The sequence below is a fragment of the Bacteroidota bacterium genome (assembly GCA_016720935.1).
In the GTDB taxonomy this organism is placed as follows: Bacteria; Bacteroidota; Bacteroidia; order AKYH767-A; family 2013-40CM-41-45; genus JADKJP01.
Map to the genome: position 1 here is coordinate 276,482 of JADKJP010000005.1, position 13,618 is coordinate 290,099.

Consider the following 13,618-nt stretch of genomic DNA (forward strand, 5'->3'; position numbering starts at 1 on the left):
AGCATCCTGCTAATATAGCCTAAAATTCCCTAGGATAAGCAGAATTTGATTAAACAAATTACTTAATGATGACTATTTTTCCATTGTTCACGATGTTTTCTCCATCGATTAGCCTGTAGCCTATGACTTCAGGCGCTAAATCGGAAATATCAAATGTTGTCATTGTTTCTTTTCCGTTCAACTCAATCAATTGCAATGTTTCTCCGAATAGATTAATTAATTGCAAATACCCTTTGGAATTGGACAGATGATAAATCAATGTTGTTTTACCATTGGTTGGATTTGGATAAATCGACGGTAAATGATCTTGTGTTGTATTGAACAAAGACGAGTGACCAGTTCGGCAGCTCATGTCGATCACAAGGGAAGTTGTATCTGAATTTCCACATGCGCTACTGGCAATGATACTTACTTCTCCTCCTTCTGTTCCGTATTCAATCACCGCAAGTGTACTATTCGTTGGACTGCCGGTTAGACAAGTTGCTCCATCCGGAACGATCACGATGTATTCGGCTGCGCCTGGAGAAGCATCCCAGGTGTAGACCTCAATGTCGCTTGCGCATACACTTGAGTTCCCCGAAATATTGTCGACCGGTTTTGGAACTCCAAAAATAGCCATACAACGATCCAAGCCCTCTCCACATGCATTTCTTCCATGCACACATATTTCTCCTTGCTGAAATGTATCGGGAAAAGTTACGGTAATTGAATTGCCTGTAGAATCACCTACAAAACTAGCGCCTGGTGGTAGGCTCCATTTGTATCCAAGTGTTGCACCACTAATGGAAGAAATTGAATACTCGTAAGATCCATTGCAAACTCCAAAATTTAACTCAGCTGAAATTAAATTTGGACGTTTAAGAACAGAACATGTATCTAGAGAAATACATTTCAAATCATCGTTGTAATATTCCTCATTATTAATAAAATGAAAAAGACTCCTTGCTCCAAAAACGGATGGTCCGCTACTTAAAGGGCATTTAACAGCAATCGCAAGAATGTCCATAGAATCGGGATAAAGCGAACTCCAGTCGTTTTTTGAAACTCTTGATAAGTAGAAATGGTTAATATCAATTTCATTTTGAATAAAATCATCACCGGAAGCCAAGGTATCGTTACCGTCCAGAAGATCACTTCCTCTTGATATTAAAGTAGCTTGTATGGATACTAATGATTCTCGGTTATCGATCACCTGTCCCATCAGCAGTTCCAGGACAGAATCCTTCTGACCCAGCAAACCGTAAATAGTTTCGCTTTCAAGAGTGGTATCGTTTAATATCAGGCTATCACAATACGAAGCAAAGTCAATTAGATGGACCAAACTATCCAAGTCCATAGTACTAATCGCAGTTGAAGCAGAATCAAGAAGTGTTAAACTATCTTTCATTAAATTTAGGTAACCAAGCCTTGACATCAGTTCCAATTTGTTGTTGCCATAAAAAGACGAGATAGAAGTATCTTCTGCCGTAAGCGTAGTATCAATTAAAATCTTCTGCATTAAATTTTTCTTAGAAAACCACACTGTTTGTTCATCAAAATTCAGACTATGTACACTGTCCCGTGCTGTTAATATATCTTTTCGGGAAATCCGGGAGTTTGAAACAGGAACAATTTCCGGATCCATACAATATTCAGGAAAATCAATATCTGATGAACTGCAACTTGCTTCAGTGCCCGAGATTCCGTTGAACCATCCTGATGATGGATCGATTGAAGTAGGCATGTGTAATAAAGTTGAAGGATCAGCTACTATTTGTTCATGTGAAAGAGCTGGAATATTCTCATGCTTTGCAGCCCAAATAGTATACGAACCTCTCCAAGAATTACCTTCATGAATTTGGTCACCCATTTCACCAGAGCGAGATACATGCAAACCAAAGGCATCTCTAAACATTGAATTACTTTCCCAAATCCCATTGTTAGTTCCTTCAAAATAAAAACCTTCGTAAGTATGGCCAACAGTATTGCATTTGTAAAAATAATCTCCGGCTTGACTGAACGTGGTACGTATTCCGTACTGAGAAGAATTACTCAGAGAGTTAAAGGTTCCTTGAATGTAATTACAGGTAAGCATTAAATTGGAACATCCGCTCACCTGAATACCATCACCTTCAGGAGACAAACTGGAAGGAAAATAAATATCATTCGATGCGACTTTATAAGCATTGCAGGAGTTTAATAAAACTCCTATTGAATAGATTGAACTGGTTGCCATGTAAATTGTATTGTGGGAAAGCACAGAATAATTACTGGACAATCCACCATCCATTGCACTAATTCCAATTGATTGACCTGATGTGGAGACCATATTGATTATGTTTCCGTAAACATTAAGTTTTTGTGCTTGGTCATTCAAATTAAGATCTATGCCAATAGAGTGTGCTAGAATTGTATTGTTAAGCACTTCTACAATTAAATTTGTAGAATTGACAATTCGGATACCATTTTTAGTGGAAATATTTCCAAAATTATTTCCTTCTAAATGAGCATTTACATGAAATGCTGAAATGCCATTTCCATTACCATAGAATAGCGGGTTATTTAATACCACTAGAAGTTCAGCTCCAGTTGAACTTTCGGAATAAATGGAAGAACCTAGTGCAGAACGATCACTAATTAAAGATCGATATCCATTATCATAGTTCGTAATATTTTCAAAACGAATTTCATTTTCAAGATTCACATTACTGTTGTGTGCCAGGATTCCAAAATTTAAATTGTTGAAATAAATTTGGTCTGCTAAAGTGCCGCCAACAGTACCTTGCAGATCAAGAAGAGCAAGATCGTTAACGAAAATTCCAGCAAGAGGATATGTTCCAGGCTGAGTGCTTTGAGTAGCATATGGCAACGGAAGTGTTGCAGTACCTATAAAATGAGTTTTATTCATTAATAAATTCACGTTGTTCAAACTAGAAGAAGCAGGTGGTACATATAATCCAATGTAATTACTGCTGAAAGTGGCATCATCAGAACTAAAATTTGATCCATCTAATAATTTAGCCCCGAATTCTGCTCCGTTTATTTCAGATCCGCCATCAACTATTAAGATGCCCCCATCTTCAACAATGACTCCACCCCACATTTCATCGCATGGTTCAAGGAGAGAACTACTAGTAATATGCAATGTTGAATTTGGATGAACCGTGATTGTCATGCCACCAGAAATATCAAGAGTACACGCTGACAAAGTAATTGTATACGCAGGTGATCCTGAGCTATTACCAATTTCAACTGATTCATTCAAATTACTGGAGCCCGATATTGTATTTGATGCAGGGGAATGATCATCAAAATCGGATTGATTTGAGTAACTTGCAAATGTGTGACAACACAATGGATCTTGTGCCACGGTAATTGTGGAACTTGAACTGCATCCATTAACATCAGTTCCTATTACGGTATATGTCGTAGATGAACTCGGCGAAACTACTGCGGTGGAACATGGTGAAGTACAGGTCAATGAAGGTAACCATGAATAAGAGCTTGCTCCAGATGCAGACAGATTAATCTGTCCTTCAGAACAAGATGCGGTATTTGAAAAAGATGAAATTACGGTTGGCAATCCATTTCCTGTTATATGTTGGCTTGCCGTTGCGGCACAATTAATTGCGTCGGTCGCCGTAACATTATATGTAACACCTACGGGCAGATTACTAAAAACTCCGGTGGAATTCGAAATACTACCTGGATTTAATATAAAATTAACTGTCCCAGTGTTTCCAGTTGGTACAAATGTTAATATTCCATTGGATTGACCTATACATCCTTCATTGGTGATAGTAGTAGAGAGTGACAGGGGGCAAGATAAAAATGAAACACTTACAGATGAAGTGCGGGTGCATCCATTGGCGTCAGTAATAGTTGCTGTGTATACACCCGAAACAAGGCTAGTTGCAGTTAAACTAGTTTGAACAGGAATTGTATTCCAACTTACTGTATAAGGTGATGTGCCACCAGAAATACTTACTGAAGCAGTCCCATCATTGCTACTTGGTGTGGAAGCTGGTGTACTAGAAGTTGATCCATTCAATTGATCTGGTTCTGAAATAATTATTGCAGCAATAGACGAACAACCCTTCGAGTCGGTAGTAGTAACTGTATATGTGCCGCCGCTTAAATTACTAGGATTTGCAATTGTACTATTTCCTGGAGACCACAGATAAGTATAAGGAACAGTTCCTCCATAGGCGGTGACTACACTTGAACCATCAGTCATGCCATTGCAGGAAATATTGGTATAAGATGAAACATAAGTTAATAATTGAGTTGGCTCACTGATGCTTGCAGTCCTTGTACCGTTGCATGATCCGTTTGTAACAGTTACAGTATATATCCCTGATGAAAGATCAATTGCTGGGTTAGTTGCCTGAGGTGGAGTACTTGACCATTGATATGAACATCCACTGCAAGTACCAGTCACTTGTAATTGTCCATTATTGCCACCATTACAACTGACATTGGTTTGAGTTATTGATGGCACGCTATAGTTCGAATTGATTAAAACAAAACTTTGGGTAGAAGAACATCCAGATTTTGTGACTGTAACAGTGTAAGTACCCGCTACTAATCCAGTTAAATCTTCTGTAGAAATTGACCCTGGTTGCCACATGAAAGTATTACCACTTCCAAGAACCGTGATATTGATCGAACCATTCGCTCCACCACCACAAGTTGGCTGGGAAACTGATGCCGTTGTAATACCTGTGGTATTTGAAGAGGTCGTGAAAGGATTTGATGTTCTACAATTATTTCCGCTTAATGTACTAACTGTAACTTTATACTGACCACCACTATTCACAACGCACAAATTACTTGTCGTAGGTGCTTGTATTGATTGCCATATGGCGGTATTAGGATTAAATTTAAACCACTCATAATAATAATTTGAAGAGCCTTCGAAAGTAGTTTCGGATAAAGTAATATTACAGCTGATTGGAGACCCAGCACTAATTGATGGTCTACTCAGAGTATTAATAGAGGCAAATCGAGTACATCCACTTCCATTTGTAATTATCACACTTGAAGAACCAGAAGATGTTACTACTAATGATTGATTGGTGCTGCCATCATTCCATAAATAACTAGTTCCACTGGATGCCAAGAATACAACATTTGAGTTATTTGCAGTACACGATGACGTAATCGAAGCTAATGGGTTGGCCTGTATTTGAATATTTACAGAAGCGCTATTCCCAACACAACTCCCATTTGATTTGTAATAATAATATTCGCCAGTGGTAGTCGGCGCAAAAGACCTTCCTGTGCTTAATGAACCTGTGGTTCCAACTTTATACCATTGCAAAGTTCCAGATATATTACCATTTAAAAGAAGGGGCTCACCTTCGCAAATCGAATAAGTATTAGTACCTGCATCATAAGAATAATTCCCAACTACTTCAATTTGGGGAGTGATATTACTAACCCATACATCTCTGCTACAATTATATGTGTAGTCACAATCAATCCGATGCTCAGTTAAAGTAAGAACAGCTTTGTAGGGATTTTTTGCACTAGATGTACTCAAATCATATGATGGAAGACATAAATTTATTGGATAACTGACACTGTAATCATCTGTCACATTAGTGGCACAAGTAACTGAAGGCATTTCCAAGCTATTAGTTTTGTCCCTCAATTCAAAAGCTGCGGTAATATTACCTTCAGAAGTCCCTTGATAATTAAATTGAACGCGTACCGAAGTGATAGTGGTCGTTGTACATCTTGGTGCATCATTTGTATAAAAAGTTACCGGATGATCCAATTGATTCACCATATAACTTGACGTAAACCATTGTGCCGCATATGGCAACACTAAATTCTCATCATTTGTCGTATTTGAACTTGCACGCCATTCATTGTAAAATATTTTTTCGGCACTATAGATATTAGGTGTGATATTTTCACCAGTTAATATTGGGCTTTCAAACCACTCACCGAAAAAAGCTTCGCCCGCTCCCATATGTACCTTTTCTTCGGAACTAAAAATTGGGTGAATATCTGTTTGATCCAAAGTAGGTATTGCTTTAAAATTATTTAATCTATCTCCATACGACCCAGAAACCATACCAGATGGATTCGTCCTGTAAAAATGTAAAAGAATTCTATCAGTTAGTTTTCGAAGCCCGGGGGTACCATCAAGGCCATCAAGTGTATCTGCAACATTCTGCGGAGCAAGTCTCGCTGGGTAAAGATCTGGATCTACATTTCTTAAATAACCAAGATAAATTTCTGTCAATAAATTATTGTTATCAGCAATGCTCCTCAAGGAAAATAAATATGGAGGTATAGGTGAACCTCCACTGGTCTGGGTCTTGCTTTGAACTGCAAGCTGATTCCATTTGCTCTCAATATCACTCAATCCGTCACCATCATCAGTTTTATTCCAATATTCATATTCAACATTCAAAACATCAAAATTTATGCAGGTCCCATTTGTTGCGACCAATCTCCCAAGGCCCAATAAGTATCTATAGAATTGATTAATATAGAGAGATTGATTTTGTAGTGAATCAATATTTGTTTCCTCAATTATCCGAATCAATGTCGAGTCATTATTTACTAATGACCTTTCATTTGAAGTTAAATTAAATATTGGCATAGAAATATTATTCGTGTTGTAATCAATAACACTTAAATAAAAATCTTCTTTAAACCCAGCTGTTCCAAATGAATTTACGCAGTAATTATTTTTAGCAAGTTGCATAAATTCACACAATCTATTTGTAAGGAAATTGTATAGGGTTGGATTGTTTGTTTGTAAAGTTCCATTAAAAAGTGATCCCATTCCGTACAAAATCAAATATGTAAATCGATTTTCTTTTACATAATTTAATAGTTCTATTTCTTTTTCATACACGCCATCAGGACTACCGAATGGACTTAGGTCTACTCCCAGAATTGATTTATTTCTATCAAGTTGTAAAATATTATTTTGGTCAGAATATAAAGTTATGAATTTATCAACATACAGCCCACGAGGATGATCACTTGCAACTCTATTGACACTTGTATAACTTATTGGATGAGTACTATATTTGCTAATAGTAAAATACATGTGGTCTGTAATGCTTGCTTCATTTAAAGATTGGATTATACCGGACACTTCTGTTGTATGGTTTGAAACAAATTTTGCATAATTATGCCATAATGAATCAAATCCACTTACAACCATATATTGTTGATCATCTATCTGACAACTATTCGAATTCCATCCCAAGGATACTTTTATTGTGCTGTTACCAGCAATTCTTTTTACATTCCAATATTCGCAAATACCTAAATCAACACTATCCAAAGTTCCAGAGATATTTAAACTGTCAGGGAAATATTGTACTTGAAATTCATCTGTGATAGAACTTGGTGGAGAAATGGATAATGGATGATAAGGTCCAGTTGATAATAAAGAATCTCCAAGCGGAAATTCAAATTTTGAATTACCAAGCTTTTGCATTGGTCCAAAAATATAGGAGCTATCATTTCCACCTAGAATTATTCCGTTCACCCCTAAAGCGAGAATGTTTGTTGTATCAGTAATCAGTATTCCTTCTGCAAGAATCAAGGAATCATTTAAACTAACAGGAAACCCTAATTTTACAAACGAACGATGCTTGTTAATTTCAATTTTTCTAAATGTCGGTGCAACGGAATTCTTTGTAAGATATTGAACATAATTTCCATTAAAAATAACTTTACCCCCATTCGCTCCGCATTGTATTGGAGAAGTGCTTATGAAATTAATATCTCCACTAAAAATAGTATTTGAATTGTACGCTGGTAAAATATTCACATTCGTACCCTTTTGAATAAACGTTATAGTGTTATTGAAAATATCAATGTTCGAATTAGCTAAAATAAAGTCATGATTGTGTGAACTGGAATCTCGAATCGTAGTATTTCCATTGAAAATATTTCCACCAGAACTCACATCACCTGAAGTTCCATACCTAGTTATTTCAGTGGTAGAATTAAAGGTTGTTCCATTAAGTTGGATATTCCTGCCATAATATGTAAATGACCCTTCAAAAGATGTCCCTGAATTTAGAATCAGTTTAGTACTGGAATTGTTAAGTGCAATAGAAACAGAATTCGAACCTTTCTGAATGAAATTTTTCAATGTTAGATTACCTGTGAAAGTTGAAAGCACACTCATACTTGCCGAACTATCCAAAGTAGTAGTCCCTCCTGAATTTCCGAAATTCATTCCAGCAAGTGCATTATCTAAAACAACTTTTCCTTTCATTCTTGCATTTCCGGTATTCGCAATATAATATCTGTCAGAACCTGTTGATGTATTTAAATTCTTAAAAGTAACACTGTCAAGGAAAAGGGAATTATTTATACTCATAGTTCCAATGCCATTTTTAAGAACAACTGGCGAGGCAAAAGTGTCAACAGAGGTACTCCCACTCGTGAATGTGCATGCAGCAGACGGATTATGATACATGGTTGTTGCTTTTGCAAAATATGAACCGCCCAATGAAGTGATATTACTTGATCCGGTAGTTGTTATTGAACATGTGCCTAAGAATCGTGTACCTTCTAAATAAATGAAAGGTGCGGATGCAGATACATTTGCTTTTATTGACGTACCGCTTTCAAATGCAATTTTTGCTGTACCAGAAAGCGTAAGGTTGATTGAAATAGTTGAATCGGACTGAACAAAATTCCGGAGGTAAAGAAAACCAGCACTAAAACCATTTGTTCCAATTGATAGATTTTTACCACTACTGAGCGAACAACTTCCATTAGAATAACCAAAATAAACTTCACCGTTAGGTGTATCAAAATTAATATTCCCATTGTACGAGGCTGTTCCGTAATAATTTGACCAAATATTTTTTCCGGCGAACGTGACATTGCCATTGAATTGGTTACTTGTACCACGATGTGCGATATAAATTTTACCTGTACTCCTATTAGTTACCCATGCCCTTGAATTAAAAACATCCGGAAAAGAGTCAGAGAGCACCAAATTACCAGAAGCGCTATCAATAATTGAAACAGCTCCATTAAAAGTGTTTCCTCCTTTTCCATTGTCACCTGCCGTTCCTTTCTTCACAACACTCAAGCTGTCATTAAAGGTTGAGCCATTCAACAATATACTGTTTCCTGTGGCACTTACTATTGCTCCAAATGTAGTCCCTTTAAATGTGATGGTAGAAGTACCATACAAACTCAATGTTCCGTTATTAATTTGACCACTTGTAAACATACCGGTTGCAGAAACCGATAAAGTATAAGATTGAAGGTCAATAGTCCCGGAAGTGATGGTAAGTTGCTTAACCGAAGTGTTTGCCGCTAAATAGACATTCCGCGATCCGGTTACTATCGTAACGGTATCCGTAGAGCCTGGGACACCTGACGGAGTCCAATTTGACGAAGTTGCCCATGCAGTAGAAGTATTGCCATTCCAAGTATAATTTCCGGCATAACAGAAACTTGTGAATGTAGCCAAAATGAGGATCAAACTGAGTTGTATATTTTGAATTGCTGAGGACCGGAACATGTCTTTGTGGTTTTTGTTTTTAAAATTACCGAGTGAATGAAACTGAACTTGTATAAGACCCGTCTACTTTCTTGATTTTAACTTCCGCAGAATAATTTAAAAGCCCGGCGAAGTCTCCAAGCCCAAGAGAAATTTCAAATCCATTTCTATGGTAAGAAGTTCCATTTCCAAGAGCACCCGAAACATCGAATACAAAGTTCTGTGACAACAGATCTCCACCTCCGGGAGTGCTTCCCAGTTTAACTTCAAGTCTGTCAATACCAGTAGTATCAAAAAGTTGAACATTCATCACTCCACGAAAAATGGTTGTGTCAGAAATATCAGGTAACCCATTCGAAGCTGTATCGTTATCTATCGGAGTAACTCGAACATCCATTGCTAAAATAGGGAATGAGCTTTGTTGAGCGTGAGCCTCATTTGTTGAGTGGAATAGAAACAATAGGACAAGCATCCATTGAATAATTATTTTCATAATAATTGGAATTTGGAATTATTAATTAGAATCATTCTACTTAAGCGCTTAAAAATGGAAATATGAAAAATCCATGAATAATGCGTGCGAACGTACGTTGTATATTTCAAAAAAAAAGGTGATGAGTTACCGCTAATTACGGTAACTCATCACCACTTGTAGGAAATTATCCAAATATTCCTTAGAATTGTGTTCCTTTGTGTGTTAATTTTTCAATTCAACAACCTTTAACATGTATACGCCTTTTTCTGTAGGGTACTTTGACAAGTCAGCTTCTACAATTTTTTTAGCATCCTTCTTTTTCAATCATTTCGATAAGCTGGTAAAAAAATCAATCCTTATTTCAGATTTTCAAGAGTTGTTTGAAAAAGTCAGGCATGAAAAAATTGATTCATTAATAATTAATTATCAATCACTCGGATTCGATTCAATTCCAAAAATCAAATTAGTCAAACGATCTTTTCCGGAAATCTCAATTCTTGTTATCAACTTTGATCATAGCGAATTTGAACTTACCCATTTACTTAAAGCCGGGGTAAACGCAATTTGTCCGCCAAATAGTTCAATGGAAAATATTTTGTTATGGGCATATGAACTGAAACCCTCAGAAATTCGGAGGAATTACTTAGTGACAAATAAAATTCTTAAAAGAATAAAATCAAATATCATAAATTCTTTGACCGAACTTAGTATGATTGAAATTCAATGTATCAAAGAGTTTTGCTCAGGATTCAAACACGATGAAATTGGTAAAAGACATAATTTATCAAAACGCAGAATAGATAACTTATTCCACTCCATCCGTCAAAAAACCAGCTGCAATTGTCAGGTAGATTTTGTAAGGTTCGGATTGATGTTTGATTTAATTGATTGGCGTTTGTTGGTATTTGAGACTGCAGAAAAGATTAAAGGGCTTTGAGGTTTCATATGTAATGAGTTATGTGTCCGTTCGCTCCGCCGGATACCCACTACGCAGTATCTCCAAGTATCCGTTGCCCCTTATACTTTGTGAGATTCACCCACTCATCAAAGCTTGTCAGATGTAAAATGTGAGATTTCAATTTCAAGGAGAATTAGGGAATCTATTCTATGGATTATATACCAGCTATGCCATATTTACCCCTGCCAATTAATTAAGCTCTCACTCCACTGAACATTTATTCTCATCCCTCTCTGTAATCTGAATGACGAATGTTAGGAAGCTATATTATTATGTCATGCCTTCGGGAGTTTCGCGGATCAGATGATTGCCTAATCTATTATCATTTATCCCATCGGGCGTTTCAAAGGGCACCACTCGGCAACCTTTTCTAGACAAATCTTTCACGCAAGACTGTGCTCCGTCGGAATGGCCATCCCCAATTACAAAGTACACTATGTCGGATCCTTTCGATGATCCGGCATATATGAATTTAGCTTCCTGTTGATTGCCTTACTCCACCGGTAATGACTTCAATACACCCGGTTTCTTCGATCTCAACCCGTCCAAATAATACCGGCCACCCAAATTCTAATCTGAAAAACCTGCTACATTGGATGAATATCAGTTTAAGGGCAATTGATTTAGGCAAATCCTTCGCAGATTTCTACCTTCCGCTGTGGTTCACTTTTGCCGGGGAGTATCCTGTGCAGCTGAAGAAAAATTCCACAATACTAAATTCCATTGAAAATCTGAAATTCATTGCGTTTCAGTCTTTGCTGTCTATCTTTGAAACATGTTCTTAAAGCGCGGTTTTCTGCTGTATTTATCATGCTTATTTTTAATATTCTCCTGCAGCAATAAATTCCAAGGACAAAAAAACGCTCCGGAATATGATTCAGTGTCCGGATCCACACCTGATTACAGCTTGTCGAAAAACTGGGCTGCCTTACCGGAACTCAGGGATAATGCCGACCGTGTTCCGAGTCACAGTAGTGAAAAAAACATGCAATCTGAAGCGAAGGCCGATGTTTTCTTTATCCACCCAACGACTTACACCCGAACTACCGATCATTCCAAAGACTGGAATGCGAACATTGATGATCCGGAAATCAATAAACGAACTGATCAAACAACCATCCTTTACCAGGCGAGTACTTTCAACAGCTCTGCGCGTGTATTTGCTCCGCGATACAGACAAGCAAACATTTCATCCTATTTTACGAATCAGGTATCCGTAGCCAATGAAGCATTTGATCTCGCTTACACCGATGTAAAAAGTGCTTTTGAATATTATTTGAAAAATTACAATCAGGGACGACCAATTATTATTGCATCGCATAGTCAGGGCACTACTCACGCGATCCGTTTGCTGAAAGAATATTTTGACGGAAAGGAATTGTCCCGACAACTGGTCGCAGCTTACCTGGTTGGAATGCCGGTTTATGATTCTGTTTTTACAAAACTAAAACCCTGCGACGACTCCACTGAAACCGGATGCTATACTTCCTGGCGTACCTACGCGCGGGATTTTTATCCGGAAGGATATGTTCAACCGCTTCATCCGGCGGTATGCACAAATCCACTCAGCTGGAAAACGGATACAATAAATATTCCCAGGGAATTAAATCCCGGAACAATTCTTAAAAATTTCGATCGCATCGTTGAAAAAGTTTGTGATGCACAGGTGGATATAAAAGATGGTGTTTTGCGTATTTCAAGACCACATTTTACCGGCAGCCGTCTGTACAATCTGAAAAATTACCACATCGCGGATTTCAATCTCTTCTACATGAGTATCCGCCGAAACGCGCAAAAACGGATTGCCGAGTTTTTAAAACATCAGCGTAATTAGGCAAAGTCCCGTGTTATAATTTCTTAAAAATTCAATTTCCTTTCTTTGCTCACGTTATGGCTGAAATACGCATGCCATGACCACTCAATCATTCCTCACTTTACGCTTTCGTACCGCCTTGTTTTTATTCAGTATGTCCTTGTTTTGTTTCGCGCTGTCGGCCGTTCGATATTATTTCACAGGAACAGCTACCTATCTCTTCCTGAACTGGAATCTCTTTCTCGCATTTATACCATGGTGTGTCGGGACCATTCTTGCAGGATGGAAAAATCAACCCAAGGGAATCTTCGCTCTGTGTCTGCTCCTGGGAACATGGTTGCTTTTCTTTCCAAATTCTCCTTACATACTCACAGATCTCTTTCACCTGAAAGCACGAAATCCGGTTCCTCTATGGTATGACCTCATCGTTATACTTTCCTATGCATGGACCGGACTTGCATTCGGATTTATCAGTTTGTTTGAAATAGAAAATCTGTTGCTTCGCAAGTTACATCCGTTCCTGGTCGGAACGATTTCAACTGTACTTTTATTCCTTGGAAGTTTTGGCGTTTACCTTGGCCGTTACCAGCGCTGGAACAGCTGGGATATCATCAGTGAGCCAAGTCCATTGTTGTATGATATTGGAGAGCGAATTGCCAATCCGCTTTCTCATCCCCAAACCTGGGGCATGACTTTACTACTGGGAATCTTATTGAATATGATTTTCTGGACCATGAAATTCATGAAAACAGGAACCAACCTAACCGCGAATTTTCATCAGCTAAAAAAATAAAATTCCGCTACGGAATCGGGCTAAATTCTCCATTTCAGCTCATCAATCTAAAATCATCAATCTAAAATCTAAAATCTAAAATTAAAAGGGGAGAC

The 13,618-nt window shown here is 37.6% G+C and carries 5 protein-coding genes; 3 read left to right on the forward strand and 2 right to left on the reverse strand.

The annotated features are described in order from the left end of the window. Window positions 1–58: 58 nt before the first annotated feature. Complete coding sequence (locus IPP86_07705) at window positions 59–9,454, reverse strand: SprB repeat-containing protein (protein MBL0138399.1); 9,396 nt, start codon at window positions 9,452–9,454, stop codon at window positions 59–61. Window positions 9,455–9,530: 76 nt separating this feature from the next. Next, on the reverse strand, window positions 9,531–9,977 hold the full coding sequence (locus IPP86_07710) for a hypothetical protein (protein ID MBL0138400.1): 447 nt from the start codon (window positions 9,975–9,977) through the stop codon (window positions 9,531–9,533). Window positions 9,978–10,209: 232 nt separating this feature from the next. On the opposite strand from IPP86_07710, the gene IPP86_07715 reads away from it, so the two are divergent. The 3 genes from IPP86_07715 to IPP86_07725 all read left to right on the forward strand — a co-directional run bounded on the left by IPP86_07715 (window position 10,210) and on the right by IPP86_07725 (window position 13,523). After that, window positions 10,210–10,896 carry a response regulator transcription factor gene (locus tag IPP86_07715; protein ID MBL0138401.1) on the forward strand — a complete coding sequence of 229 codons (687 nt, stop codon included), beginning with the start codon at window positions 10,210–10,212 and terminating at the stop codon, window positions 10,894–10,896. 901 nt (window positions 10,897–11,797) lie between these two features. Beyond that, entirely contained in the window at window positions 11,798–12,751 is a 954-nt protein-coding gene (locus IPP86_07720) for a DUF3089 domain-containing protein (protein MBL0138402.1), read from the forward strand. A gap of 76 nt (window positions 12,752–12,827) precedes the next feature. Continuing rightward, window positions 12,828–13,523, forward strand: coding sequence for a DUF1361 domain-containing protein (locus tag IPP86_07725; protein MBL0138403.1), 696 nt, complete (start codon window positions 12,828–12,830; stop codon window positions 13,521–13,523). Window positions 13,524–13,618: the final 95 nt, after the last annotated feature.